23 protein-coding genes are annotated in these 24856 nt (G+C 66.2%); 11 read left to right on the top strand and 12 right to left on the bottom strand.

Features of this window, described 5'->3' with window-relative positions:
• Nucleotides 1-81: 81 nt before the first annotated feature.
• From ACYQ4T_RS00520 to ACYQ4T_RS00535, 4 genes are read right to left on the bottom strand one after another with little or no spacing between them, the layout of a single operon-like run.
• Nucleotides 82-609, bottom strand: coding sequence for a sarcosine oxidase subunit gamma (locus ACYQ4T_RS00520; RefSeq protein ID WP_459849856.1), 528 nt, complete (start codon nucleotides 607-609; stop codon nucleotides 82-84).
• The gene (locus ACYQ4T_RS00525) at nucleotides 602-3532 is read right to left on the bottom strand and encodes a sarcosine oxidase subunit alpha family protein (protein WP_459849858.1); all 2931 of its coding nucleotides are present in this window, start codon (nucleotides 3530-3532) and stop codon (nucleotides 602-604) included. Before ACYQ4T_RS00525 ends, ACYQ4T_RS00520 begins: the two co-directional genes overlap by 8 nt.
• Nucleotides 3529-3771 carry a sarcosine oxidase subunit delta gene (locus ACYQ4T_RS00530; RefSeq protein WP_459849860.1) on the bottom strand — a complete coding sequence of 81 codons (243 nt, stop codon included), beginning with the start codon at nucleotides 3769-3771 and terminating at the stop codon, nucleotides 3529-3531. Before ACYQ4T_RS00530 ends, ACYQ4T_RS00525 begins: the two co-directional genes overlap by 4 nt.
• Nucleotides 3768-5024 carry a sarcosine oxidase subunit beta family protein gene (locus tag ACYQ4T_RS00535; RefSeq protein ID WP_459849862.1) on the bottom strand — a complete coding sequence of 419 codons (1257 nt, stop codon included), beginning with the start codon at nucleotides 5022-5024 and terminating at the stop codon, nucleotides 3768-3770. Before ACYQ4T_RS00535 ends, ACYQ4T_RS00530 begins: the two co-directional genes overlap by 4 nt.
• A gap of 159 nt (nucleotides 5025-5183) precedes the next feature.
• Between ACYQ4T_RS00535 and ACYQ4T_RS00540 the strand changes: the two genes are divergently transcribed.
• The 5 genes from ACYQ4T_RS00540 (at nucleotide 5184) to ACYQ4T_RS00560 (ending at nucleotide 11029) form a co-directional block, all read left to right on the top strand.
• On the top strand, nucleotides 5184-6266 hold the full coding sequence (locus ACYQ4T_RS00540; protein WP_459849864.1) for an extracellular solute-binding protein: 1083 nt from the start codon (nucleotides 5184-5186) through the stop codon (nucleotides 6264-6266).
• Between the two features lie 92 nt (nucleotides 6267-6358).
• A complete protein-coding gene (locus tag ACYQ4T_RS00545) occupies nucleotides 6359-8263 on the top strand; it encodes an ATP-binding protein (RefSeq protein WP_459849866.1) in 1905 nt (634 codons plus the stop codon).
• 183 nt (nucleotides 8264-8446) lie between these two features.
• Nucleotides 8447-9091: a response regulator gene (locus ACYQ4T_RS00550; RefSeq protein WP_459849868.1), complete on the top strand. Its 645-nt coding sequence runs from the start codon at nucleotides 8447-8449 to the stop codon at nucleotides 9089-9091.
• A 283-nt stretch (nucleotides 9092-9374) separates the two neighbouring features.
• Complete coding sequence (locus tag ACYQ4T_RS00555) at nucleotides 9375-10295, top strand: sensor histidine kinase (RefSeq protein ID WP_459849870.1); 921 nt, start codon at nucleotides 9375-9377, stop codon at nucleotides 10293-10295.
• Nucleotides 10296-10384: 89 nt separating this feature from the next.
• Entirely contained in the window at nucleotides 10385-11029 is a 645-nt protein-coding gene (locus tag ACYQ4T_RS00560) for a response regulator transcription factor (protein WP_459849872.1), read from the top strand.
• A 25-nt stretch (nucleotides 11030-11054) separates the two neighbouring features.
• Here ACYQ4T_RS00560 and ACYQ4T_RS00565 read toward each other — a convergent pair whose 3' ends face one another.
• The gene (locus ACYQ4T_RS00565; RefSeq protein ID WP_459849873.1) at nucleotides 11055-11921 is read right to left on the bottom strand and encodes a nitrilase-related carbon-nitrogen hydrolase; all 867 of its coding nucleotides are present in this window, start codon (nucleotides 11919-11921) and stop codon (nucleotides 11055-11057) included.
• 137 nt (nucleotides 11922-12058) lie between these two features.
• Between ACYQ4T_RS00565 and ACYQ4T_RS00570 the strand changes: the two genes are divergently transcribed.
• Both ACYQ4T_RS00570 and ACYQ4T_RS00575 read left to right on the top strand, forming a co-directional pair.
• Entirely contained in the window at nucleotides 12059-13021 is a 963-nt protein-coding gene (locus ACYQ4T_RS00570) for a S1C family serine protease (protein ID WP_459849875.1), read from the top strand.
• A gap of 145 nt (nucleotides 13022-13166) precedes the next feature.
• A complete protein-coding gene (locus ACYQ4T_RS00575) occupies nucleotides 13167-13382 on the top strand; it encodes a con-10 family general stress protein (protein ID WP_459849877.1) in 216 nt (71 codons plus the stop codon).
• A gap of 101 nt (nucleotides 13383-13483) precedes the next feature.
• Here the strand turns inward: ACYQ4T_RS00575 and ACYQ4T_RS00580 are convergent, their stop codons facing one another.
• The 3 genes from ACYQ4T_RS00580 to ACYQ4T_RS00590 all read right to left on the bottom strand — a co-directional run bounded on the left by ACYQ4T_RS00580 (nucleotide 13484) and on the right by ACYQ4T_RS00590 (nucleotide 17343).
• Nucleotides 13484-14407, bottom strand: a complete 924-nt coding sequence (locus ACYQ4T_RS00580; RefSeq protein ID WP_459852008.1) for a carbohydrate ABC transporter permease — start codon at nucleotides 14405-14407, stop codon at nucleotides 13484-13486.
• Nucleotides 14407-15498, bottom strand: coding sequence for a carbohydrate ABC transporter permease (locus ACYQ4T_RS00585; protein WP_459849879.1), 1092 nt, complete (start codon nucleotides 15496-15498; stop codon nucleotides 14407-14409). The genes ACYQ4T_RS00580 and ACYQ4T_RS00585 overlap by 1 nt, the downstream gene beginning before the upstream one ends.
• Before the next feature lie 195 nt (nucleotides 15499-15693).
• Nucleotides 15694-17343, bottom strand: a complete 1650-nt coding sequence (locus ACYQ4T_RS00590) for a type 2 periplasmic-binding domain-containing protein (RefSeq protein WP_459849881.1) — start codon at nucleotides 17341-17343, stop codon at nucleotides 15694-15696.
• Between the two features lie 368 nt (nucleotides 17344-17711).
• Here ACYQ4T_RS00590 and ACYQ4T_RS00595 point away from each other — a divergent pair, with 368 nt between their 5' ends.
• The 3 genes from ACYQ4T_RS00595 to rbsK all read left to right on the top strand — a co-directional run bounded on the left by ACYQ4T_RS00595 (nucleotide 17712) and on the right by rbsK (nucleotide 20233).
• On the top strand, nucleotides 17712-18764 hold the full coding sequence (locus tag ACYQ4T_RS00595) for an ABC transporter ATP-binding protein (RefSeq protein ID WP_459849883.1): 1053 nt from the start codon (nucleotides 17712-17714) through the stop codon (nucleotides 18762-18764).
• Between the two features lie 74 nt (nucleotides 18765-18838).
• Nucleotides 18839-19297: an RbsD/FucU family protein gene (locus ACYQ4T_RS00600; protein ID WP_459849884.1), complete on the top strand. Its 459-nt coding sequence runs from the start codon at nucleotides 18839-18841 to the stop codon at nucleotides 19295-19297.
• A 9-nt stretch (nucleotides 19298-19306) separates the two neighbouring features.
• Entirely contained in the window at nucleotides 19307-20233 is a 927-nt protein-coding gene (gene rbsK, locus ACYQ4T_RS00605) for a ribokinase (protein ID WP_459849885.1), read from the top strand.
• 18 nt (nucleotides 20234-20251) lie between these two features.
• Here the strand turns inward: rbsK and ACYQ4T_RS00610 are convergent, their stop codons facing one another.
• From ACYQ4T_RS00610 to gnd, 3 genes are read right to left on the bottom strand one after another with little or no spacing between them, the layout of a single operon-like run.
• On the bottom strand, nucleotides 20252-20971 hold the full coding sequence (locus tag ACYQ4T_RS00610) for a dienelactone hydrolase family protein (RefSeq protein WP_459849887.1): 720 nt from the start codon (nucleotides 20969-20971) through the stop codon (nucleotides 20252-20254).
• 22 nt (nucleotides 20972-20993) lie between these two features.
• Complete coding sequence (gene zwf / locus ACYQ4T_RS00615) at nucleotides 20994-22571, bottom strand: glucose-6-phosphate dehydrogenase (RefSeq protein ID WP_459849889.1); 1578 nt, start codon at nucleotides 22569-22571, stop codon at nucleotides 20994-20996.
• A gap of 9 nt (nucleotides 22572-22580) precedes the next feature.
• Nucleotides 22581-23564 carry a phosphogluconate dehydrogenase (NAD(+)-dependent, decarboxylating) gene (gene gnd, locus ACYQ4T_RS00620; protein ID WP_459849891.1) on the bottom strand — a complete coding sequence of 328 codons (984 nt, stop codon included), beginning with the start codon at nucleotides 23562-23564 and terminating at the stop codon, nucleotides 22581-22583.
• A 114-nt stretch (nucleotides 23565-23678) separates the two neighbouring features.
• Between gnd and ACYQ4T_RS00625 the strand changes: the two genes are divergently transcribed.
• Complete coding sequence (locus ACYQ4T_RS00625) at nucleotides 23679-24566, top strand: SMP-30/gluconolactonase/LRE family protein (protein WP_459849892.1); 888 nt, start codon at nucleotides 23679-23681, stop codon at nucleotides 24564-24566.
• A gap of 3 nt (nucleotides 24567-24569) precedes the next feature.
• Here ACYQ4T_RS00625 and ACYQ4T_RS00630 read toward each other — a convergent pair whose 3' ends face one another.
• A complete protein-coding gene (locus tag ACYQ4T_RS00630) occupies nucleotides 24570-24743 on the bottom strand; it encodes a hypothetical protein (protein WP_459849893.1) in 174 nt (57 codons plus the stop codon).
• Nucleotides 24744-24856 lie beyond the last annotated feature (113 nt).

The raw sequence follows: 24856 nt of genomic DNA on the forward strand, positions 1-24856 counted from the left end.
GCCGCAGCTGGCCGGCGATTCACACACTATTATATATGGATTGAGCCCGAAAGCCAAGCCCCAACGCCGGCCATCAGCGCGTCACTTGAATTCGAGCGCGGCGTCCTCGAGCCATTCCCAGACATCCAGCGCGAAGGTCCGCATCGCGTAGAGCTCGAAGCGCCGCGGCGCGGTGCAGTGGAGCAGAACCGGCGTGTGATGCAGGCCGGTCATCGCGAACCTGCCCGGCGTGAAGACGCTCTCGTGCAGGTCGGTCGGAATGCCCTTCCTGAGCACGTCGCGCGCGGCGCGGCCTTCGATCGAGATCCGGGTGCGGCTGGAGGAGAGCGGGGTGACGACGGCACTCCCCGCCAGCTTCGCCGCGAGAGCGTCGTTGGCGGGGCCCACGAACCAGAAGCTCTGCGGACCGGTGCGGAAGATGGTGCGGCCGTTGCTCTCGATCGCCTGATCGTTGGCTTGCGGCAGGGCGCCGGCGATCGCGGCAACATCCGCTTCGAAACCGCCGAACCCCGCGACCTGGGTGAGGGTGAAGTCGCGCACCTCGCCAAGCGTCAGAGCCGCCCAGGCGAAGGGATGCGCGGTGGCGAGCGCGGATCGCTTCTCAAGCATGGAGGCGCTTCCCTTCGGGGTCGATGAAATGCGGGCTGACGATCCGCGCGCGTGTCAGCTCATTCTTCAAGGGGAAGGCACAGACGATTTCTTCCCCGATATGCTTCTGGCCGCCGTTGTACAGCGCCAGCGCGATGGTCTTCTGCAATTCCACCGACCAGGTGACCGAGGTGATGTAGCCGCGGCCATGGCCCTTGATCTCGTCATCCTTGGCGAAGAGGATCGCGCCGCCGCGCAGCCGCTTTTCCGGCTCCAAGAGCTCGAGGCCGACCAGGCTCCAGCGCTCCGGCGCCTGGTAGAGCGGGCGCTGCCGGAGTTCCTTGCCGATATAGGGCTTCTCCTTGGCCGCCATCTTGCCGAGGCCGAGGTCGTCCAGCGTGTTGCGATGGTCGAGCTCGAGGCCGGCGACATGGCCCTTCTCGATGCGCAGGCTGGCCAGCGCCTCGAGGCCGTAAGGCTTCAGCCCGAGCGGCGCGCCGGTCTTCAGGAAATGCTCCCAGAGCGCGATGGCGAAATCCGCCGGCAGGTGCACCTCATAGGCCAGCTCGCCGGAGAAGGAGAGGCGCAGCAAACGGATTGGTGCGCCTTCGAAGCTGAAGTCGAGGCAGCCCATGTAGGGCAGCTTCGCGTCCGAGACATCGACGCCAGGGAAGGCGCGCTCGAGGGCGGCCCGCGATTTCGGCCCGGAGATCGCCATGCCGGCCCATTCGTCTGTCAGCGAGGCGACATGGACCTTCAAGTCGGTCCATTGGGTCTGCAGCAGGTATTCGAGCCAGGACATGACCTCGCCGGCCTGGGCCGTGGTCGTGGTCATGTAGAACTGGGTCTCGGAGATGCGCGTGGTGGTGCCGTCGTCGAGCACCACGCCGTCGTCGTTCAGCATCACGCCGTAGCGCGCCTTGCCGACGGGGAGCTTGGCGAAGCCGTTGACATAGACGCGGTTGAGGAACTCGGCGGCATCCGGTCCCTGCACGTCGATCTTGCCGAGGGTGGAGACGTCGGAGATGCCGACGCCGCGCCGCACCAGCTCCATCTCCTTGACGTAAGCCGTCTCCGGCGTATCGCCGGCCCAGGTGTAATACCAGGCGCGCTTCCACAAGCCCGCATCGATGAACACGCCGCCATTGGCCGCGTGCCAGTCGTGCAGCGGCGAGCGCCGGGTCGGGCGGAAATGGCCGCCGATGGTGCGGCCGGCGATGGCACCCAGGGAGACGCCGGTATAGGGCGGGCGGAAGGTGGTGGTGCCGGCCCGCTCCAGCGGCAGGCCGCGGAGTTCCGCCATCTCGGCCAGCGCGATGATGTTCGAGGTCTTGCCCTGGTCGGTGCCCATGCCGAGCGTGGTGTAGCGCTTCAGATGCTCTACCGAGTGATAGCCTTCCTGATGCGCGTTCTTGATGTCCTTGGCCGTCACGTCGTTCTGGAAATCGACGAAGGCCTTGCCCTTCCGTTTGGGTGGCATCCAGGTCGGTACGATCGCGTAGGGGCGGTCTTCACCGGCCGCTGCGGGCAGCATATGCGGCGCAATGCCGGCGGCCTTGGCGCCGGCTTCCATGCCTTCTCGGATCGCGGCGTTGAGGCCGAAGGTGCCGAGGACCGCGCCAGCGCCAAAATGACTGGGTGCAAAGCCGCCCGGCACGAAGCCGACGACGCCCGCGTCATAGCGCGGCTTGATTCCGTTATGGCTGGTCAGATGCACGACCGGCGACCAGCCGCCGGAGACGCCGACCACGTCGCAGGTGACGGTGCGCTCTTCCGCGCCTTGCAGCACGGCATGCAGGGTGCCTTTGCCCTTCACATCGACCACCGAAGTACCGGCCAGGATCTCGATGTCCTTGCGGCGCATGAGATCGGCGGCGACGGTCGCTCGGCTGTCGGCGACGATGACCTCGATGCCCTGGGCTGCGAGGTCGAAGGCGGCGGCATAGGCGGTGTCGTTGTTGGTCGCGATCACGGCGCGACCCGCGGGCGCGACGCCGAAGCGGTTCAGATAGGTGCGCACGGCGGAGGCCAGCATGACGCCCGGCCGATCGTTGTTGGCGAAGACCAGCGGCCGCTCGATGGCGCCGGTGGCAAAGACGATCGCCTTGGCCTGCAGCATGGTCAGCACCTGCCGCGCCTGGCCCTTGGCGGGATCGGGCTGCCGGTGATCGCGGCGCTCGACCAGCACGACCAGGTTGTCGTCATAGAGGCCGATGGCACTGGTATGCGTCAGCGCGCGGATGTTCGCGACCTGCTCAATCTCGGCAAGGCGTGCGCTCAGCCATTCCGCCTGCGCGGGATCGGACAGCAACCCGCCGCCGAGTGCGGAATCCTGCTCGACCAGCACCACGCGCGCACCGTCGCGGGCGGCGCTCAACGCCGCGGCGATTCCGGCGGCGCCCGAGCCGATCACCAGCACTTCGCAGAAATCGAAGCGGGTCTCGTAGCGGTCCGGATCGGCGGCTTCGGTCGCCGCACCCAGACCGGCGGCGCGGCGGATGAAGGGTTCGTAGAACATCCAGGCGCCCTTGGTCGGGCCCATGAAGGTCTTGTAGTAGAAGCCCGACTGGAAGAGCGGAGCCGCCAATTGGTTGACCGCCATGACGTCGAGCTCGACCGAGGGCCATGCATTTTGGGTCCGCGCCGTCAGCCCCTCGGTGAGATCGACCACGGTGCCGGGGATGTTGGCTTCGGTGCGCGCGCCGTCATGCAAGGTGAAGAGCGCGTTGGGCTCCTCGACGCCGGCGGACATGATGCCGCGCGGGCGGTGATACTTGAAGCTGCGGCCGAGCAGGGTGACGTCGTTCGCCAGCAGCGCCGAGCCGAGCGTGTCGCCCGCGAAGCCCTGGTAGGACTTGCCGTCGAGCGTGAAGCCGACCGGCTGGGTGCGGTCGATGCGTCCGCCGCCCAATAATTTGTCGGGGGGGAGGCGCCGGAAGGTCACTTGGCCTCTCCCACTTCATTCGTCGCGGTGTTTCGCGAGAGCGTGAACCAGCGCCGGCAGCCGAGCACATGCTGCCAGTATTCCCGGTGCGGGCCCTTCGGGTTGTCGAACAGGAAATAGTAATCGTGCCAGGCCTTGAGATCGCCGCTGCCGTGTTTCGGGCGCTGCTTCGAGGCGTCGCCGCCGTAGCGGAACTCCGAATAGTCGCGCAAGCCGCAATGGGGGCAGGGGAGTCTCATTGCTTATAAGTCCAGTTGCCGATGCCGAACTCGTCGAGCTCATTGCCCTGCTCGAAGCGGTCGAGGCTGAAGTCGCGGTTCAGCTCATGCGGCTCGTCATGGGCGATGGTGTGGGCAAAGGTCCAGCCGGAGGCCGGCGTCGCCTTGAAGCCCTGGTAGCACCAGCCGCCGTTGAGATAGAGATTCTTGACCGGCGTCTTGCAGATGAACGGGCTGCCGTCCGGGGTCATGTCCTGGATGCCGCCCCAATGCCGCAGCAGGCGAACCCTTGAGGCGAATGGCATGAGCGAGACGGCGCATTCGGCGACGTCGCGGATCTTCGCGAACTGGCCGCGCTGGGTATAGGTGTTGAAGCCGTCGATATGCCCGCCGAAGACCAGGCCGCCCTTGTCCGATTGCGAAAGATAGAACAGCTCGGCGCCCCAGGAGACGACGTGATGCACGATCGGTTTGATCGGCTCGGTCACGAAGGCTTGCAGAATATGACTCTCGACCGGCAGCCTGAGCCCGGCCATTTTCGCCACATGCGAGGTATGGCCGGCGACGGCGATCGCGACCTTGCCCGCATGGATGCGGCCGCGCGAGGTCTCGACCCCGGTCACTTGGCCGTTCTCGATCGAAAAGCCGGTGACTTCGCAATTCTCGATGATGTCGACGCCGGCCATATCGGCGGAGCGGGCATAGCCCCAGGCCACCGCATCGTGCCGCGCGGTGCCGGCGCGCGGCTGGTGGATCGCGCCGCAGATCGGCCAGCGCGCCTCCTTCGAATAGTCGAGATAGGGGAGGAGCTTCATCACCTCGCCGCGGTCGAGGAGCTCGGCGTCGATGCCGTTCAACCGCATGATGTTGCCGCGGCGGGCGAAGACATCCATCTGCACCGGGCTGATCGCCAGCACGACCTGGCCGCGCTGCGAGACCATGCAGTTGAAGTTGAGGTCGTGGCTGAGGCCCTCCCAGAGCTTCAGCGAATGCTCGAAAAAGCCGGTATTGGCGCCCATCATGTAGTTGGAGCGGATGATGGTGGTGTTCCGCCCGACATTGCCGGAGCCGATATAGGAACGCTCCAGGATCGCGACATTGCGGATGCCGTGATTCTTGGCGAGGTAATGGGCGGTCGCGAGGCCATGCCCGCCGCCGCCGACGATCACGACATCGTAGCTGCGTTTCGGCTCGGGCGAACGCCAGGCGCGCGGCCAGGGCAGGTCGGGATCGAGCGCGTGACGGAGGAGGGAAAAGGCGGAATACCTGGACACGGACCGGAAGGTATCAGACCGAAACGGTCGCAAACAACAGGCGCCGCGTGGTATTGTCGCGCGCGTTCATTCCTTTTTTTCATGCACCTTTTGAAACCTCCTGGCTGAATGTCCCATCGCGCGCTGATCGTTGCCCTGGTTGTCCCATTGGCCGTCCTGATGACGGCTTTCCAGAATCCCGTCCTGGCCCAGCAGAAGCTGGTCAAGCTCTATGCCTGGAACGGCTACCTGAGCCCGACCGTGCTCGAGTCGTTCTCGCGCGCGACCGGGACCAAGACGATGGTCGAGACCTATGAGACCCCGAGCGAGGCGGCGACCAAGCTGGCCGGCGGCAATACCGGCTATGACATCGTCGTCTTGAAGGCCGTGCCGCAGCTTTCCCAGGCGATCCAGGCGGGCAAGTTCCAGCCGCTGGATGCCGCCCGGCTGCCGGCGCTGGCCGGGCAGGACCCGGCCCTGACCAAGCTCCTCAGCAGCGCGGATTTTCCGACCGCTTCCGCCGGGATCTACCTCTGGGGCACCATCGGCCTGGCGTTCCGCACCGACCTGGTCAAGAAGCGGGCGGAGGACGCGCCGCTCAATTCCTATGCGTTGCTGTTCGATCCGCGCTTCGCCAAGAAGCTGCAGGGCTGCGGCATCGGACTGATCGACGACCCGATGGTGGTGTTGCCGATGGCCTTGCGCTACCTCGGCCTCGATCCCAACAAGGCCACGGAGCCGGAATGGGAGCGCGCCGCCGCGGTGGTGCAGAAGATCCGTCCCTATGTGCGGACCCTGGATTCGGCCAACCTGGTGAGCGGCCTCACGGCCAAGAAGCTCTGCCTCGCCACCGAATGGAACGGCGACGCCGTGCAGGCGGCCAACAAGCTCAAAGCCTCCGAGCCCGCGCCGAAAGCCGGCCAGGTGCCGGCGGTCATCGACTATGTGGTGCCACGGGAGGGCGGACTGGCCTTCATCGACGCCTTCGCCATCCCCAAGGATGCGCCGCATCCCGACGCCGCCTATGCCTTCCTCAACCACCTGCTGCAGCCGAAGATGATCGCCACCACGGCCGGCGAGATGGGCTACGCCAATGCCCAACCGGGCAGCTATGGTGCGGTCTATGCGCCGCTGGCGGCGGATGCGCGGATCTTTCCGACCGACGCGGTGAAGGCGAAGCTCACCCTGGTGAAGCCGCTGGCGCCCGAGCTGCAGCTGCTGGTCGATCAGCTCTGGGCGCAGATCAAGGCCGGCAGCCAGTAGGCCGCTGCTGCATATCCCGTTGCGATAGCGCCCAACTCGCCCTTGGTCTAGAATTCCCCAGGTGACCGAGGGAGTGACGGACACTGGTTGCCTTGCGGGAAAAGAGCACCGAAGCCGCCGAGCCGCGTCGCGGGATCGGCAGCCTGGTGCCGCGCCTGCTGCGGGGGCGTTCGGGGATCGGGCTTCGCCTGCTGGCCGTCGTGGTGCTGTTCAGCTCGGCCGTCACCCTGGTGCTGACCTCGATCGAGTTCTACCTGGATTACCGGCGCGGGGTCGACGCGGTCGACGCGCGCCTGGATGAGATCGGTGCGGGCTATACCGGCGCGTTGGCCGAGGGGCTCTGGAACGTCGACGCGCGCCAGATCCAGGCCGAGCTCGACGGCATCCTGCGCCTGCCCACCATCACCCATGCCGAGGTATCCGAGAGCGGCGTCGCCGCCTCTCCCCTGCGGATCGAGGCCGGACAGCGCGATTCCGGCGATGTGAAGACGCGCGAGTTTCCCATCATCTATCAGGTCGGCGGCACGCCGCGCCAGATCGGCACGCTGACCGTCGAAGCCAGCCTCAGCGACGTCCGCCAGGAGCTCATTCAGCGGCTGCTGGTGGTCGGCGTCGCCCAGGGCGCCAAGACCTTCATCGTCTCGGCGTTCATCCTGTTCATCGTGCATCAGCTGATCACCCGGCACCTGCAACGGATCGCCGCCTTCCTGCGTGGCTTGCGCGTCGACCATCCGCTGCAGACACTGCGGCTGCAGCGTGCCGCGCCGCCGGTGCCGGACGAGCTCGACGAAGTGACCCAGGCGATCAACACGGCCTCGGCCGATCTCGGCGCGGCCTACGAGGAGCTGCGCAAGGCCAACGCGCAGCTGAAGTCGGACATCGCCGCGCGGCGAGCCGCCGAGGACGCGCTCCAGGTCAGCGAGCAGCGCATGCGCGACTATGCCGAGACCGCCTATGACTGGTTCTGGGAAACCGATGTCGAGCACCGCTTCAGCGTGGTTCCCGCCGCGCTGTCGGATTGGGGGATCAATCCGGCCGCGCGGATCGGCAAGGGCCGGTGGGACTTCGCCACCGACATCGAGGAAGAGCCGGAGAAATGGCGGCAGCATTTTGAGATCCTGAAGGCACGCAAGCCCTTCCGCGATTTCCGCTACCGGACAAAGCGCGCCGACGGCACGGATGTCTGGGTGACCACCAGCGGCAAGCCGATCTTCGACGCGGAGGGCAAGTTTCTCGGCTATCGCGGCGTCAGCAGCGACATCACGCCGACGGTGCGGGCCGAGGCGGCTTTGCGCCGAGCCCAGGCGGCGCAGCTCTCGCTGCAGGCGCAGAAGATAGAAGCCGAGGAGGAGCGCCTGCGCCTGCTGCAGCGGATGATCGCCGCCCAGGAGCAGGAGCGGCTCAGGATCACCCGCGATCTCCACGACCAGACCGGCCAGGACCTGACCGGGCTTTCGCTCGGCTTGAAGAGCCTGGAGCCGGTGCTTGCCGACGAGCGCGGCCATGCGACCTTGCGCTGGCTGCAGGCGCTGACCGCGCAGATCGGCAGCAACCTGCACCGCACCGCCTGGGAACTGCGCCCGACCGCGCTCAACGACCTCGGGCTGCTGCGGGCGCTGGAGACCTATACCGGCGACTGGAGCGAGCGGTTCGGCATCCGGGTCGACTACCATGCCGGCGACCTCACCCGCCGCTTTGCCGATGACGTCGAGACCACGGTCTATCGCATCGTGCAGGAAAGCCTGACCAACGTGCTGCGCCACGCCGCGGCCAGCACGGTCAGCCTGGTGCTGGAACTGCATGACGGCACGCTGCAGGTGATCATCGAGGATGACGGCCGCGGCTTCGACGTCGAAGCGGTGGCGGCCCAGGGGCGGCTCGGCCTGCCGGGGATCGCCGAGCGGCTGGCCGTCGTCGGCGGCACGCTGTCGATCGACAGCAGCCCCGGCGCCGGCACGACGCTCTACATCCGCATCCCGGTGGCCGAATCGGCCTGAACGGCGCGCCGGGAAATCCCTTACAGCCGCGCAAGGTTTCGCCCGTCTATCGCTTGGCGGCGGCCGCTCCTTATCCTCATACCAAGATCCGTCGAGACGATAGACGCCGCGTGCCGGAGCCGGCGCCGCAAGCCCCCACCGACGGGAGGATGAAGACTTTGACCGCCTTCAACGGCAGCTAGCATGGCCAAGATCCGCGTCGTCCTGGCGGATGATCACCCGGTCGTTCTCGCCGGCATGAAAGCGCTGATCGATGCTTCCCCCGATATCGAGGTAGCCGGCGAGTCGAACAACGGGGCTGCGGCCTTGCAGGTGCTGAATGCCAAGGCGCCGGACATCGCGATCATCGACATCTCGATGCCGGAGATGGGCGGCATCACGCTCGCCAACCGGATCGCGCAGGATCATGCGGCGACCAAGGTGCTGGTGCTGACCGCCCAGGAGGACCGCGCCTATGTGCAGCAGCTGCTGAGCGCCGGCGCCCGCGGTTACGTGCTGAAGCGCTCGGCCGCCGACGAGCTCATCCGCGCGATCCGCACGGTCCATGCGGGCGGCGTCTACATCGACCCCGCGATCGCCGACAAGATGCTCGCCAAGAGGAACGCCGCCGAACCCGCCGCGCAGGGCATCGTGCTCAGCGAGCGCGAGGAGGAGGTGCTGAAGCTCGCGGCCCGGGGTTGGACCAACCGCGAGGCCGCCGAGAAGCTCGGTATCAGCGTGAAGACGGTCGAGACCTACAAGGCGCGCGCGGCCGAGAAACTCGACCTGCGGACCCGCGCCGAGGTCGTCCGCTACGGCAAGAGCCGCGGCTGGCTCGACGAAGCCTAGAGCCCAAACTCAAAACACGCCCTCTCCATCTTTGGTCGGTCGACCCTCCTCCTTTGGTCGGAGCGATTCGCGGCCCGAGGCGCGGTCGCGTGCCGTCTCGGGTATCGGCAGTTGTGGCGTGCCAGGATTTCACGGGCAGGCTTCCGGGTATTCTCCGTCTGGCTGGCCTGGGTATGCCCGCCTAACCTCGATGGTATCGATCAGGCTGCAGAGTGCCCGAGGTCTAACTTCGTTGCGATGCCGGTTGGCCCGCCATGATGGCGGAGACGATGGATGCCCAGAGATGCACGACACATTCCTTCCAAGGCGCAGCCGGATTCCGGCGCGCACGACCTCGCCGGGCAACGGCATGTCCGCCGCCGCTTCCTGGACCCAGGTCATGCACGCGTCCATGCGCAATGCCGGGCTGCCTGATCCCATGACCGAGGTTTTCACGCGCCAGCAGAAGGATCTGAAGCACGCCCTCGACCGCGCCGAGTTCGCCGAGCGGATCAAGTCGAACTTCCTCGCCCACATGTCGCATGAATTCCGCACGCCGCTGAACGCCATCATCGGCTTCTCGGCGCTGATCCGGAGCGGCGGCGCCGTGGACCCGCAGCGGGTGAAGGAATATGCCGGCGCGATCGAGCTCGCCGGACACCAGCTCTGCACCATGCTGAGCGGGATCCTCGAGCTCGCGGCGTTGGACACCGAGCAGGTCGCGCTGGCCGAGGACGTCATCGATCTCAACGCCATGCTCGGCTGCTGCATCGAGAATATCCGGCGCCAGGCCGCCGGCGCGGTCTCGGTCTCGGCCGATATCCCGGCGGACCTGCCGCGGCTGCGCGGCGACCGTCGCCGGATGCGGCAGGTCTTCGACCAGATCCTCTCCAACGCGGTCAAGTTCACGCCGACCGAGGGCGCGGTCCGCGTCTCGGTCGATTTCACCACGCATCTGGTGATCACGATCGCCGATACCGGGATCGGCATGGCGCCGGCGGAACTGGACAGGGCCATGAAGGCGTTCGAGTGCGTCGATGGCTTGCGGGCGCGCCTGCATGGCGGGGCCGGGATCGGGCTGCCGCTGGCCGCCCGCCTGGTCGAGCTGCATGACGGCGCGCTGTCGGTCGAAACGGCGCCCGGCCTCGGCACCAAGGTCTTGATCGCGCTGCCGATGGAGCGGCTGCTGCCGGCGGACCAGGACGGCGCATCGCGGGAGCCTTGAACCGGCCGCTTGGGCCTTTGGCCTAGGATTGCCTTCGGCTGCGGCTCCGATGTTAAATGAGCCGAGGCAGCTCGGGGCGGGACAACAACATGCCGAGGATCCGCGTCGCTCTGGCGGATGATCACCCGGTGGTTCTCGCGGGGGTGAAGGCGCTCATCCAGGCGGCGCCGGAAATGGAGCTGGTCGGCGAGGCCGCCGACGGCCATGCCGCCCTGGCGCTGATCCTGGAAGCGAAGCCGGATGTGGTCGTCATGGACATCTCGATGCCGGGCCTCTCCGGCCTCGACCTGGTGCAGCGCGTCGGCGGCGAGCGCGACGCGGCCAAGATCCTGGTCCTCACCGTTCACGAGGACCGCGCCTATGTGCAGAAGGTGTTGAGCGCGGGCGCCCGCGGCTATCTCCTGAAGCGCTCCGCCGCCGAGGAAATGGTGCGGGCGATCCGCGCGGTCCATGGCGGCGGGCTCTATGTCGATCCCGTGATCGCCGGCAAGTTCGTCCAGGCCGATGCCGGCCGGGGTGCAGCGGGCGAAGGCCTCGCCCTCAGCGAGCGGGAGGAGGCGGTGCTGAAGCTCGCCGCCCAGGGCCACACCAACAAGGAGGCCGCGGCCCGCCTGGGCTTGAGCATCAAGACCGTCGAAAGCTACAAGTCGCGCGCGATGGAGAAGCTCGGCCTGAAGACCCGCGCCGAGATCGTCCGCTACGGCCTCGCCCGCGACTGGCTGGGCGAGGCCTAGATCCCGCCCGCTCACTCCACCCTGGTTACTCTATGCGAGTCAGCGGCCCGTAGGTCTCCGGCCGGCGGTCGCGGAAGAACTGCCAGGTGTTCCTGACCTCGCGGATCAGGTCCCAGTTCATGTCATGGACGATGAGCTCGTCCTTGTCCCTGCTGGCAATGGCCTCGATCTGGCCCCGCGGGTTGACGAAATAGCTCTGGCCGTAGAACTCGCCGATATTCCAGGGCGCTTCCTTGCCCACCCGGTTGACCGCGCCGATATAGCAGCCGTTGGCCACCGCCGAAGCCGGCTGCTCCAGCTTCCAGAGATGCTCGGACAATCCCGCGACCGTGGCCGAGGGATTGACGATGTATTCGGCGCCGTTCAGGGCCAGCGCGCGCCAGCCTTCGGGGAAATGCCGGTCGTAGCAGATATAGACGCCGAGCTTGCAGTAGCGGGTCTTGTAGACCGGGTATTCGGTGTTGCCCGGCTTGAAGAAGAACTTCTCCCAGAAGCCGGCGACCTGCGGGATATGGGTCTTGCGGGTCTTGCCGAGGTAGGCACCGTCGGCGTCGATCACCGCGGCGGTGTTGTAATAGACGCCGGTCATCGCCTCCTCGTAGATCGGCACCACGATCACCATCTGGTGTTTCCGGGCGAGCTCCTGCATCAGCCGGGTGGTCGGGCCGTCGGGGATCGCCTCGGCGGCGGCATACCATTTGGCATCCTGGCTCGGGCAGAAATAGGGCTGGGTGAAGACCTCCTGGAAGCAGAGCACCTGCACGCCCTTTTTGCCCGCTTGCTCGATCAGCGGCAGATGCGCGTCCAGCATCGCCTTGCGGATCTCCTCCGGCGATTGGTCGGTGGAGGCCTTGAGGCTCATCTGGATGAGCCCGCCGCGGACGGTGGTCATGATCTCCCTCCCCATTGGAAATGGCGGCAAGCTTGGCCCGATCGGGCGGTTGCGGCAAGTGCAGTGCTGGCCCCGCCCATAGGCCGGACCTGGGGCGCGGGCTTGCGGCGGCCCGTTTCGACGCCCATCTAACCGTCATGCCCTACGATTCATTTGAACATGTCGGGTCCCGCCCTGATGAGGAACTGGACCCCTATTCGGCCCGGGTTTCCAGGACCTTCGAGACGGTCGGGCCCGCGGTCGTGCATATCCTCGCCCATCCCGGAGAGAAGAGCCGGGGCGGCACCGGCTCCGGCGTGCTGTTCGCGCCGGACGGCTATCTGCTGACCAATTCCCATGTGGTGAGCGGGGCGGCGAAGCTGTCCGGGAGCCTGACCGACGGGCGGCAGTTCGACGCCCAGCTGATCGGCGACGATCCGGCGACCGATCTCGCCGTCCTGCGGCTGCAGGGTGCCGGCCTGCCGCATGCCAGCTTCGGCAGCTCCGGCCGGCTCAAGGTCGGGCAACTGGTGATCGCGATCGGCAATCCGCTGGGCTTCCAGGCGACGGTCACCGCCGGCATCGTCAGCGCCCTCGGCCGGACGCTGCGGAGCCCGAGCGGGCGGCTGATCGAAAGCGTGATCCAGACCGACGCGCCTTTGAACCCCGGCAATTCCGGCGGCGCGCTGGCCGACGGCAACGGCCGGGTGGTCGGCATCAACACGGCGATGATCGGCCGCGCGCAAGGCCTGTGCTTCGCGATCGGCATCGACACCGCGATTGACGTGACCACGCGGCTGATGAAGGACGGCCGGGTGCGCCGCAGTCGGTTGGGCTTGAGCGCGCAGACCATCATGCTGGATGCGCGGCTGGCGCGACGCCTGCGCCGCGCCGAGGGCTCGGGCGTGCAGATTCTGGAAGTGCAATCCGGCGGCCCGGCGGCGGAAGCGGGCCTCAGCAAGGGCGACGTCATTCTCGATTTCGCCGGCAGCCCGGTCTTCACGGTGGATGACCTGCACCGGCTGCTGACCGCCGAGATCGCCGGCCGCTCGACGCCGCTCACGGCGATTCACGGCGCGGAGATCCGGACCGTCGCGCTGAAACCGGTACTCGACGCTTAGCGCAACGCGCTGTTCGCTCCGAGAATTTTCGGAGATTGGGCGGCCAATTTTCTGTCTCGCAAACCGGAACAATGCCGGATGGCCTTCATTTGGTTAAGAGCGGCGGACAACGTCGCTTGTCAGAACCCGAGTGAAGGAGAGTTGGATGGCGCAGACAGGAGGACGTGGTTTCGCCTCGATGGATGAAGACAAGCAACGCGCAATCGCAGCGAAGGGCGGCCATGAGAGCGGCGGCAACTTCCGCAACGATCCGCAGCGCGCAGCCGCAGCCGGCCACAAGGGCGGCCAAGTGAGCGGCGGCAACTTCAAGTTCAACCGCGAGCGGGCTGCCGAAGCCGGCCGGAAGGGTGGCCTGCGCTAGCGCAGCCGACGAGGTTCCACGCCGACCACCACCATCATCAGAGGAGGCGTGATCAGCGGAAGCGGAGAGGCCCATCCTCTCCGCTTTCTGCTTTCTGTCGTCTACTTCCCGGCGCCGGCGGTCAGGCCCTTGATGATGTAGCGCTCGAGCACGATGCCGATCACCACCAGCGGCGCGATCGCCGAGGTGGCGAGGGCCGCCATCGCCCACCAGCTGATGCCTTGCGATCCGGTCTGGCTGGCGACCATGACCGGCAGGGTCTTGGCATTGGTGCCGGTCAGCAGGGCGGCGAAGAAATATTCGTTCCAGCAGAGGATCAGCGAGAGGATGAAGGCCGCGACCATGCCGGGGAGCGCGATCGGCATCACGATCCGGAAGAACACGCCCCAGACCGAGAGGCCGTCGACCTGCGCCGCCTCGTCGAGCTCGACCGGGATGGTGTCGAACTGGTCGCGCATGATCCAGATGACGATCGGCAGCACCGTCAATGTATAGAGCAGGATGATGCCGATCCTTGTGTCGAGCAGCGCCAGCTCTTTGTAGAGAACGAGGAAGGGCAGGGCGAGCACGACCGGCGGCAGGATCAGCTGGGAGAGGAAGAAGAAGGAGATGTCCTTGTTCCGCATCCAGAGAAATTTGTACTGGAAGCGGGAGAGGCCGTAGGCGGCCAGCGAGCCGATCAGCACCGCCAGCAGCGAGGCGCCGACCGAGGCGAAGATGCTGTTCAGGAAGCGGCCGAGGAATTCGTCGCGCACGGTCGAGACCTGGTTGATCGTGTCCGGCGAGAGGCCGAGCGAGCGCCAGCCGATCCAGGCCGGCTGGAAATCGACGAAGGGCACGATGTTGCCCTGGGTCACGTCGCGCGCGGTCTTGAAGGTCGTGGTGATGGTCCAATAGACCGGGAACAGCGAGACGAAGGCCCAGAAGATGAGCGCGGCATAGATGCCGAAGCGTCCCAGCAGGCGCTTGTTGCGCTGGGCCGGCGTCTCGGCGGCGCCTTGGTAAGTCATCTCCGCGGCGGTCATCACGTCACCTTCTTCATGTGCTTGCTGACGAAGTTCAGCAGCAAGGTGACGAAGATGATGATCAGCACCAGGTAGAACATCGCCAGCATGGTGCCGTAGCCCACGTTCGAGCGGTCGCGGTACTGTCGGAAGATGTAGCTGGAGACGGTGTCGGTGGCGCCGCCGGGGCCGCCATAGGTCATGTTGATGACGATGTCGGCGAGTTTCAGCTTGAAGATGATCCTCAAGATCACCGCGGTCGCCGATACCGGGAGCATCAGCGGGAAGGTGATCTTCCAGAACGACTGCCAGGGCGTCGCGCCATCGACCCTTGCTGCTTCCTGCACGTCCTTCGGCATCGCCTGCAGGCCGGCCAGCAGCAGGATCATGATGAAGGGGATCGAGACCCAGGCATCCAGCGCCTCGATGCTGAAGCTCGCGGCCCAGCCCGAGCCGAAGAAGTTGGGCTGGCTCCAGCCGAGTTCCTTCGCGAGCCGGGCGAGCGGGCCGAAGCGGACCTCCATCAGCGACTTGCCCACCATCCAGGAGACGGCGACCGGGCTCAGCATGAAGGGGATCAGGAAGGCGACGCGCCAGAACTTGCGGGCGCGGATCTCGGCGTTCAGCAGCAGCGCCAAGCCGAAGGCGATCGCATACTCGACGAACACCATGATCACGTAGAAGACCATGTTGCCGAGCGCCTTCCAGTAGAAGGCGTCGTGGAACAGCTCGACCAGGTTGTCGATGCCGTTGAAGCGCCGGCCCTCGAAAGAGGAGAGGTTCCAGTCGGTGAAGGCGATGTAGAGGCCGAAGAAGGTCGGGAAGATCACCACCGCGACGGTGTAGAGCGCCGCCGGCAGCACGAACAGCGCGCGCTGCCCGGCCTCGCCTCGGATCATCACCTGCGCTGCCCCGAGCGCGATCGCCCAGACGATGTAGGCGTAGAGGGTGGGGCGCCAGGTCTCGAACTGCAGCGGGCCGCTGCCGGCGGCGTCCAGCGCCTGCAGCAGCACTACAAGGCCGAGGAGCAGCGTCGCGCCCCAGATCAGCGCGCGGCCGGCGGCCTTGCGCCCGGGCGCGATCGGATCGGTGAAGGTTTCGGCGCTCGCCATCAAGAAAGTCTCACGAGAACTGGAGGCATATCGTCATGCCCGGGCTTGACCCGGGCATCTGGTTCCGCCTGGCGCTAGATTGCCGGGTCAAGCCCGGCAATGACGACATAATTGACTCTAGATAAACGATCGGCCGGTGACGCCGCAAGCGCCACCGGCCGATACGATCCCTCTATCGACAAGGAAGACAGCGAACTACATGCCAAGCGAGGCCTTGTAGAGCGCCACCTGCTTGTCCCGGCCGATCTGGTCGGTGATCTTCTCCCAGGCCGCCGCGATGTTGTCGGCGCCCTGCTGGACCGGCACCTGGCCGGCGAAGATCTTCTGCAGCTCGTCCTCGGCGACGTTGTAGTACTGGAAGATGCCGGGGATGCGCGGCTCGATCGCGGCATTCGGGTGGTTGTAGGAGTCTCTCTCCGAGTTGAGGTAGCTGGTGATGAAGCCCTCGTCGTAGCCGGCCGCCATCCATTCCTGAACGTTGAAGTGGCTCTTGCGGTAGGGCTGGAAGCCGGAGGGATAGGCCGCGCACCAGAGCGACAGGTCCTTGCCGCCGAGATGGGCCGCCGCCGACCAGGCTGCCTTCTGCTTCTTGGAATCGCTGTCCACACGCGCCATCACATACACGCCCCAGCCGATATAGGCCATGTTGGGCGCGTAGTTCGGGCCGCTGGCGAGCTTGTCCCACTGGCCGGTCTTGGCGTTGTAAACGTCGTCCGAACCGGGCAGGATCGAGAAGCCGACCACGTCGCCGATGACCGAGGAGTCGCTGGTCTTGGCATTGGAACCGACATCGCCCCACCAGGAGACCATGCCGCCGACGCCGGCCAGGAACTGCTGGAAGGCGGTGGTGCCGGGATCGGCGTTGATCTGGTCGGCGGGCTCGAACGGCAGTACGTCCACGACGTCCTGGATCGCGCGGACCCAGGCCGGGTTGTTGATTCGGGGCTTCATCGTATCGACGTCGAACAGCCAGGCCTTGTCCTCCGGGTGCTTGGCATAGGCCGTGGCGCGCGAGCCGAGGAAGTAGAAGCCGTAGCCACCCCAGCCCTTGCAGGGATCGAGGTAGCCGAAGGCATCCTGGCCGCCGACCTGCTTGCCCTTGAGGAACTTGGTGACCGCCTGGACTTGCTGCCAGGTCTTGGGCACGCCCCATTCGCCCTGGCCGCCGCTCTCCTTCCACTGCTTCGCGAGATCGGCGTCGCTGAAATAGTCGGTGCGGTAGTTGAAGTTGTGGCAGTCGCCGTCGCAGGAGATGCGATAGGTCTTGCCGTCCCAGGTGCCGACCGGGGCCTTCAGGTAATCGACATAGTCGTCCATGTCGATCTGCTGCTTGACCCAGTCCGGCATCACCGAAGCGAGACCCTTGCCGCAGACATCGCCCTCGAACGGCGCGCCCATCTCGATGATGTCGAAATCGATCGTTCCGGTCGCAACCGACTGGAGGAGACGGGGGCTATAATCGGCCTGCGCGAGATCGATCCAGGTGATCTTGGCGCCAGTATAGGCCTCCCAGGGCTTCAGGAAGCCGCGATAGAGGAAGTTATGCTGGTTCTGGTTGTTCAGGCCCATGAACGTGAGCTCGACGCCCTTGAACTCGCCTTCCTTGACCGACTCCTTGGTGGCGCCCAGGCACATCTCGCCGACCTTCTGCCAATCGGCATCCGTGGGCGAGCCCTTGCCGACGCCGGGAATCTTCAGGAGATCGGCGCGGAAGTCGGCGCGCGCATCCTTCGGGAATCCACCGAGCGTGGTGGCGCCGGCGGCCAGCGCGGTCGCCCCGGCCATGCCCTTCAGCACCTGCCGGCGGCTCGCCTGCATGGCGAGTTCATAGATATGGCTTTTCATCGACGTCATCCTCCCCGGAAGAAATTCTGTTTTCGTGTTCCGCAGATCGCCGAGCTTTTTGGGCGCCCAGTCTTTATCGCGGGTCGAGACCACAAACGGAAATCGAGCGCTTCGGTCGAAACGCTCTGGTTATTCGCGATCCAGCCCTTTTTGGCCCATAAAATCGGTTTAAGCGGCCGTAGGAGTATTGAAGCAGTTGCGCAGAGTGTCAATAAACTCTCTATTCATCGGCAAAGAACATGGGCGTCTAACGCAGTTGCGAAATGAACCAATTGGGAGGAGGCCGGTGGGTCGGTTCCGGATAGACTTCGGCCCAGCGGTCGGGTAGTTCAGGTTTCAAATCAATCGATAGCGTATGGGGAGCGAGAATGGCCCAGGTAACCATCCGAGACGTGCGCAAGACCTTCGGCGCCGTCGATGTGATCCACGGCGTGGACCTCGACATCGCCGACGGCGAGTTCGTCGTGCTGGTCGGTCCCTCGGGCTGCGGCAAGTCCACGCTGCTCAGGATGATCGCCGGCCTCGAGACCATCAGCGCCGGAACGATCCAGATCGGCGACCGGGTGGTCAATCACCTGCCGCCGGCGCAGCGCGACATCGCGATGGTGTTCCAGAATTATGCGCTCTATCCGCATATGACGGTGGCCGACAACATGGCCTTCGCGCTGAAGCTCCGGAAGACCGACCAGAAGACGGTCGACGACCGGGTGCAGAAGGCGGCCGAGATCCTGGGGTTGAAGCCATATCTTAGCCGCTATCCGCGCCAGCTTTCCGGCGGCCAGCGCCAGCGCGTCGCCATGGGCCGCGCCATCGTGCGCGACCCGCAGGTGTTCCTGTTCGACGAGCCGCTCTCCAACCTCGATGCGAAGCTGCGGGTGCAGATGCGCACCGAGATCAAGGAGCTGCACCAGCGGCTGAAGACCACCACCATCTTCGTGACCCACGACCAGATCGAGGCCATGACCATGGCCGACCGGATCGTGGTCATGCATGACGGCATCATCGAGCAGATCGGCACGCCGCTGGAGCTCTATGACAGCCCGCGCAATCTGTTCGTCGCCGGCTTCATCGGTTCGCCGGCGATGAACTTCCTGAAAGGCGCGGCCAAGGGCGACGGCTCGGTCGAGGTCGGCGGCACACGCCTGCCGGTGGCGGGCAAGCACACGGTCGCCGACGGCCAGCCGGTGGTCTACGGCATCCGCCCGGAGCACCTCGAGCTCGCGCAGGACGGCTTCCCGGCAAAGGTGGCCGTGGTCGAGCCGACCGGCTCGGAGACCATGGTGGTCGTGCGCGTGGGCGAGGAGGAAGTGGTCGCCCTGTTCCGTGAGCGCCATCAATTCGCGCCCGGCCAGACCGTGCATCTCCGGCCGCGGGTCGAGCAGGTGCATCTGTTCGACAGCCAGTCGGGGCAAAGGGTCTAGCGCCTTTAGATGAAACAACGAGTGTGCGGGTGCGGCCAACTCGATCCAGCCAACGAAGACCAAAGGGGAGTCTGATGCTGAAGGGGATCCATCCGCTGTTGAACGCGGACGTGCTTTATGCGCTGCGTGCCATGGGCCATGGCGACTATCTGGTCCTGTCCGACACCAACTTTCCGTCGGACTCGATCGCGCGCCAAACCACGCTCGGCACGCTGCTGCGCATGGATAACTGCACCTCCGCAGAGGCTGCCGCCGCGGTGCTCTCCGTGATGCCGCTCGACAGCTTCATCGACGATGCGGCCGGCCGCATGGAAGTCGTGGGTAAGCCGAAGGAGATCCCGGCGGTGCAGAAGGAAGTGCAGAAGGCGATCGACGCCGCCGAAGGCAAGTCCTGGCCGCTGGTCGGCATCGAGCGTTTCGCCTTCTATGAGAAGGCCAAGAGCGCCTATTGCGTGATCCAGACCGGCGAGCGCCGCTTCTACGGCTGCTTCATCCTGACCAAGGGTGTGATCTCGCCGGACGTGAAGTACTAGCGCGCGACCATGTCCGGCAATTCCATCGTTATCCTCGGCGTCTTCGTCGCCGACACCGCCTATCGCGCGCCGCGGGCGCCGCGCATGGGCGAGACCATCCTCGGGACCAGCTTCGCGCTGGGGCCGGGCGGCAAGGGCTCGAACCAGGCGGTTGCGGCGGCCAAGGCCGGCGGCAACGTCACCTTCATCACCAAGCTCGGCAAGGATCCCTTCGCCGACATGGCGCTCGCCACCTGGAAGGCGGCGGGGGTGAAGCCGGCGGTGACGCAGATGAGCGACAGCTACACCGGTGCGGCCTATATCTTCATCGAGGAATCAACCGGCAACAACGCGATCATCGTCTGCCCGGGTGCAGCGACCACGATCGGCGCCGCCGACATGGACGCGCGGCGAGACCTGATCGCCTCGGCCAAGGTCTTCGTGACCCAGCTGGAGCAGCCGATGCCGGCCGCGGTCCGGGCGTTGGAGATCGCCCGCGGCGGCGGCGCGATCACGATCCTCAACCCGGCGCCAGCCGCACCGCTCGAGGACAAGGTCTTCGCCTTGTGCGACTACGTGACCCCGAACGAGACCGAGACCGAGGAGCTGACCGGCATCAAAGTCAACTCCGAGGACAGCGCCCGCAGGGCCGCCGATGCCCTGTTGAAGAAGGGCGCCAAGGCCGCGATCATCACGCTCGGTGAAATGGGCGCGCTCTACCACACCACGGCCAAGTCGGAGCTGGTGCCGGCGTTCAAGGTAGCGCCGGTGGTCGAGACCACAGGCGCCGGCGATGCCTTCAACGGCGGCTTCGCGGCGGCCCTGGCCCGCGGCATGGAGCCGCTCCAGGCCGTGCGCTTCGGCTGCGCCACGGCGGGAATCTCGGTCACCCGGCCCGGCACGGCGCCCTCGATGCCGACCCTCGCCGAGGTCGAGCTGGTGCTGAAGACGAAATAGCGCCTCAGGCCACCAAGCTCAGGCCATCAGGGTTGCGGTGAACAGTTCCTGCATCGAGGCCCAGCTCGCCTTGTCGGCGGCCTCGGAATAGCGCATCACCGGGTTGTTGCGCCGGTCGGCCTCGATGTTGGTGAAGCTGTGCACCACGCCGCCGTAGAGATGCATCTGCCAGTCGACTCCGCCATTGCGCATCTCCTCCTCGAAGGCGTTGCGCTCCTCCGGCTTGATGAGGGGATCGTCGGCGCCGATGCAGACCAGGATCCGGCCGCGATAGGCCTTGGCATCACTCTTCGGCGCCGTGGTCGAAAGCCCGCTGTGGAAGCCGACCACCGCCATGAGGTCGGCGCCGGAACGCGCCAGCTCCAGCGACATGGTTCCGCCGAAGCAGAAGCCGATCGAGGCCGTGCGGTCTTCCAGCACTTCCTCGCGCGCCTTCAGCATCTTCAAGGCGGCGAGGCCGCGCGCCCGCATCCGCTTGGTGTCGGCATAGAGCGGCTTCAGGAGGCCTAGCGCCTCGCCGAGATCCTCCACCAGCCGGCCAGCGCCATGGATATCGCAGGCGAGCGCCGCATAGCCGAGCTTCGCCAGGCCTTCGGCGCGATGCCGGGCATGATCGCCGAGCCCGAAGGCTTCGGGGAAGACCAGCACGCCCGGTTTCGGCTCGGTGCCGGCCTCGACGAAGAGCTCGCTCTTGAAATGGAGGCCGTCAGCCTCGTAGGTCACGGTCTCGGTTCGCATCGTCTCTCTCCAGCAGGATCCATCAGTCGCGCAATTCCGGCGGCAGCTCGACCGGGCGCCAGGCATGGCCGTTGCGCTCGAGCAGTTCGTCGGCGGCGGCCGGTCCCTGGCTGCCGGAAGGGTAGGTCGCGATCGGCCCTTCATCCGCGGCCCAGGCGTCGAGCAGAGGCTGCACGATTCGCCAGGCCTGCTCCACGGTATCGGCGCGCATGAACAGCGTCGGATCGCCGATCATCACGTCATAGAGCAGGGTCTCGTAGCCGACATTGGGCTCGCGCGGAAACCAGTCGTTGTAGTGGAAATCCATCTTCACCGCGGCGAGCTCGACCACCGGGCCGGGGCGCTTCACCTCGAACTGCAGCGAGATGCCTTCGTCCGGCTGGATCCGCAGCACCAGCCAGTTCGGCCGGAGCCCGCAATGCGGCATGTCGACGAAGGGCGCGGCCGGCGCCTGCTTGAAGCGGATCGCAATCTCGGTCTTGCGGTCGGAGAGATGCTTGCCGGTGCGGATGTAGAAGGGCACGCCGGCCCAGCGCCAGTTATCGACCTCGAGCTGCATGGCGACATAGGTCTCGACCTTGGAATCGGGCGCGACGTCCGGTTCCTTGCGGTAGGCGACCGCCGTCTCGCCGTTGACCTTGCCGCCGGAATACTGGCCGCGCACGGCATGCTCCGGCGTCACCGGGCGGATCGCGGCGAGCACCTCGGTCTTCTTGTTGCGGATCGAGGCGGCGTCGAAGCGCGCCGGCGGCTCCATGGCGACCAGGGACAGCAGCGACAGCACATGGTTCGGCATCATGTCCCGCAAGGCACCCGTCGCTTCGTAGAACTTGCCGCGCTTCTCGACGCCGACCGTCTCCGCCGCGGTGATCTGCACGTGGTCGACCCGGTCGCGGTTCCAGATCGGCTCGAACAGCCCGTTGGCGAAGCGGAAGGCCATGATGTTCTGCACCGTCTCCTTGCCGAGATAGTGGTCGATGCGGAAGACCTGGTTCTCCTTCAGGGTCTGCAGGATGTGGTCGTTGAGCGCGCGCGCCGAATCGACGCTGTTGCCGAATGGCTTCTCGATGACCACCCGGCGCCAGTAGCGCTTGCCCTCACCCTCGAGATTCTGGATCGTCAGCCCCGCTTCGCCCAGCCGCTCGACGATGGTCGCGAAGAAGCGGTCGGCAACCGCGAGGTAGAAGATCGCGTTGCCCTTGGTGCCGTGCTGCGCCTCGACCTCATTCAAGGCGACGCCTATCTTGTCGTAGAGCGCCGGGTCCTTGAGGTCGCCGCGCAGATACTGCATCTTCGCCGCCAGCCGTTCCCACGCCGCGTCATCGATCTCGCCGATCCGCGGATGCGCCGCCTTCAAGCCGGCATGGAGGTCGTTGCGCCAGCTCTCGGTCGAGCGGTCGGCGGTGCCGAGGCCGATCAGCGCGAAATTCTCCGGCAGCAGCCTGGTCTGCGCGAGATTGTAGAGTGCCGGCATCAGCAGGCGGTGCGTGAGGTCGCCGCCGGCGCCGAAGATCACCATGGCGCAGGGGTCGGCGGGATCGGGGACGCGGCGCGGCGGCGCATCGACCCGGGCGGTCGGCTTCTTGTGCATCTCGTTCATGCGGCGCGCCTATTTCTTCGGCCGTTCGAGATGCCCGCCGAAGCCGAAGCGCATCGCCGAGAGCAGCTTCTCGCCGAAGGTATGCTCCTGGCGCGAGCGGAAGCGGGCGAACAGCGAAGCCGCCAGCACCTCGGCCGGCACCGCTTCCTCGATCGCCGCCTCGATGGTCCAGCGGCCCTCGCCGGAATCCTGGACGAAGCCGGAGAAGCCGTCGAGCGCCGGGTCCTTCAGCAAGGCCGCGGCACTCAGGTCCAGCAGCCATGAAGTGACTACGCTGCCGCGCCGCCAGACCTCGGAAATGTCGGCGAGGTTCAGCTCCATCCGCTCGGCCTCGGGCAGGTCCTTGGAGTTCTTGTTGCGCAAGATGTCGAAGCCCTCGGCGAAGGCCTGCATCATCCCGTATTCGATGCCGTTGTGGATCATCTTCACGAAATGCCCCGCGCCCGCAGGACCGGCATGGATATAGCCGCGCTCAGCCTGGCTGGGCTCGCCTTCGCGGCCGAGCGTGCGCGGCACCTCGCCGATGCCGGGGGCCAGCGCCGACCAGATCGGGTCGAGATGCTGCACCACGTCCTTCTCGCCGCCGATCATCATGCAATAGCCGCGTTCCAGGCCCCAGACGCCGCCGGATGTGCCGCAGTCGATGTAGCGGATGCCTTTCTCGGCCAGCGCCTTCGCGCGGCGGAGATCGTCTTTGTAATAGGAATTGCCGCCGTCGATGATGATGTCGCCGGGTTGCATCAGTGCGGCGAGGCGGTTGACGGTGTCCTCGGTGATCTGGCCGGCCGGCAGCATGACCCAGACCGCGCGCGGCTTCTGCCTCAGGCCCTTGACCAGGGCTTCGAGCGAATCCGTGCCGACGGCGCCTTCCTTGGCCAGCGCGTCGCGGGTTTCCGTCTTGGTGTCGAACACCACGCATTGGTGTCCGGCGCGCATCAGGCGGCGGGCGATGTTGCCGCCCATATTGCCGAGGCCGATCAAGCCGAGTTCCATGGATGATCCTCATTGCAGGGGAAGCCCGCACGTTAGCCCGATGCGATCGGCGCTGGCAATTTTCCCGCCGCGCCCTAAGCTGTCGGCCCACCGCAAATCCCTCAGGAACAAAAGATGACAGCCTCGGTCGTGATCAGCGCCCCCGCCTTGTTCGGCACGCACCAGAACAAGCTGGGGGAAAGCCCTGTTTGGGACGCGGATAAGGGCCGGCTGCTCTGGTGCGACATCACCGAGGGCCTCATTCTCGCCGCCGATCCGAAAGGTGCGGTCACCGAGCGCTGGAGCTTTCCCGGCAAAGTCGGATCTTTCGGAATCTGCGCCAGCGGGCGGCTGGTGGTCGGCGTGGCGCGCGCCGTCTATTTCTTCAACACGGCCGACGGGAAGCTCACGCCGCTGGTCGCGCTCGACCATGAGCCGGCGGTCAATCGCCTGAACGACGGCAAGATTGGGCCCGACGGCGCCTATTGGGTCGGCACCATGGACGACCGGCCGGTGCGCGAGGCACAGGGCACGCTCTATCGCATCACCGCCGACGGCAAGGCCGAGATCAAGCTGAGCGGCATGACCGTGCCCAACGGCCTCGCCTGGGGCCCGGGCGGCACGGTGATGTATCACTCGGATTCGCGCGGCCGCTGGATCGATGCCTATGACTTCGCGCCGGCGACCGGCGCCTGGTCGAACCGCCGCCGCATCGTCGCCGAGATCGCCGAGGAAGCCGGCCGCCCGGATGGCGGCGCCTGCGACGTCGAAGGCTGCTACTGGAGCGCCGGCGTCTCCGCCGGCCTGCTCAATCGCTTCAGCCCCGAAGGGAAGCTGCTCGAGACCGTGACGCTGCCGTTCCCGGCCGCGACCATGCCCTGCTTCGGCGGCGAGGACATGAAGACCATGTTCGTCACCAGCCACGCCGACGGCAACGCGGCGTCGCACCCGCAATCCGGCCGCCTCGCCGTGCTGCGCCTGGCGGTCGCCGGCGTGCCGGTCGGCAAGTTCGCCGACCGCTAGGATCTAGCGGAAGCGCCAGACCCGGGTCGTGGTCCGGGAATTGGCGGGGCGAATGACCCAATGACCGAGGTTGGCGACAGCGGGTGCCGTTGCCAGTCCCGTCGCGGGCCGGACCTGCGACAGGTAATGCACCTCCAGCCCCGATTTGGAGGCTTTGAGGCGCTTGATGATCCGCATGGAATGCTCCGTGAACGGGTCGCCGGGATCGGCGGCCGCCCCTAAAGCTGGGATGTCGCACCCGCAGGATTCAAGGTGGTTCAGGAAGCTGACCTGTAAAGACGGCGTGAGGA

The sequence above is a fragment of the Dongia sp. agr-C8 genome, from assembly GCF_054658695.1.

What these genes read in the sequence shown, in the direction of transcription:
- ACYQ4T_RS00520 (WP_459849856.1), bottom strand. Translation starts at nt 609, where the DNA reads ATGCTTGAGAAGCGATCCGCGCTCGCCACCGCGCATCCCTTCGCCTGG.
- ACYQ4T_RS00530 (WP_459849860.1), bottom strand. Translation starts at nt 3,771, where the DNA reads ATGAGACTCCCCTGCCCCCATTGCGGCTTGCGCGACTATTCGGAGTTC.
- ACYQ4T_RS00540 (WP_459849864.1), top strand. Translation starts at nt 5,184, where the DNA reads ATGACGGCTTTCCAGAATCCCGTCCTGGCCCAGCAGAAGCTGGTCAAG.
- ACYQ4T_RS00550 (WP_459849868.1), top strand. Translation starts at nt 8,447, where the DNA reads ATGGCCAAGATCCGCGTCGTCCTGGCGGATGATCACCCGGTCGTTCTC.
- ACYQ4T_RS00555 (WP_459849870.1), top strand. Translation starts at nt 9,375, where the DNA reads ATGCACGACACATTCCTTCCAAGGCGCAGCCGGATTCCGGCGCGCACG.
- ACYQ4T_RS00560 (WP_459849872.1), top strand. Translation starts at nt 10,385, where the DNA reads ATGCCGAGGATCCGCGTCGCTCTGGCGGATGATCACCCGGTGGTTCTC.
- ACYQ4T_RS00565 (WP_459849873.1), bottom strand. Translation starts at nt 11,921, where the DNA reads ATGACCACCGTCCGCGGCGGGCTCATCCAGATGAGCCTCAAGGCCTCC.
- ACYQ4T_RS00570 (WP_459849875.1), top strand. Translation starts at nt 12,059, where the DNA reads ATGCCCTACGATTCATTTGAACATGTCGGGTCCCGCCCTGATGAGGAA.
- ACYQ4T_RS00575 (WP_459849877.1), top strand. Translation starts at nt 13,167, where the DNA reads ATGGCGCAGACAGGAGGACGTGGTTTCGCCTCGATGGATGAAGACAAG.
- ACYQ4T_RS00580 (WP_459852008.1), bottom strand. Translation starts at nt 14,407, where the DNA reads ATGACCGCCGCGGAGATGACTTACCAAGGCGCCGCCGAGACGCCGGCC.
- ACYQ4T_RS00585 (WP_459849879.1), bottom strand. Translation starts at nt 15,498, where the DNA reads ATGGCGAGCGCCGAAACCTTCACCGATCCGATCGCGCCCGGGCGCAAG.
- ACYQ4T_RS00590 (WP_459849881.1), bottom strand. Translation starts at nt 17,343, where the DNA reads ATGAAAAGCCATATCTATGAACTCGCCATGCAGGCGAGCCGCCGGCAG.
- ACYQ4T_RS00595 (WP_459849883.1), top strand. Translation starts at nt 17,712, where the DNA reads ATGGCCCAGGTAACCATCCGAGACGTGCGCAAGACCTTCGGCGCCGTC.
- ACYQ4T_RS00600 (WP_459849884.1), top strand. Translation starts at nt 18,839, where the DNA reads ATGCTGAAGGGGATCCATCCGCTGTTGAACGCGGACGTGCTTTATGCG.
- rbsK (WP_459849885.1), top strand. Translation starts at nt 19,307, where the DNA reads ATGTCCGGCAATTCCATCGTTATCCTCGGCGTCTTCGTCGCCGACACC.
- ACYQ4T_RS00610 (WP_459849887.1), bottom strand. Translation starts at nt 20,971, where the DNA reads ATGCGAACCGAGACCGTGACCTACGAGGCTGACGGCCTCCATTTCAAG.
- zwf (WP_459849889.1), bottom strand. Translation starts at nt 22,571, where the DNA reads ATGAACGAGATGCACAAGAAGCCGACCGCCCGGGTCGATGCGCCGCCG.
- gnd (WP_459849891.1), bottom strand. Translation starts at nt 23,564, where the DNA reads ATGGAACTCGGCTTGATCGGCCTCGGCAATATGGGCGGCAACATCGCC.
- ACYQ4T_RS00625 (WP_459849892.1), top strand. Translation starts at nt 23,679, where the DNA reads ATGACAGCCTCGGTCGTGATCAGCGCCCCCGCCTTGTTCGGCACGCAC.
- ACYQ4T_RS00630 (WP_459849893.1), bottom strand. Translation starts at nt 24,743, where the DNA reads ATGCGGATCATCAAGCGCCTCAAAGCCTCCAAATCGGGGCTGGAGGTG.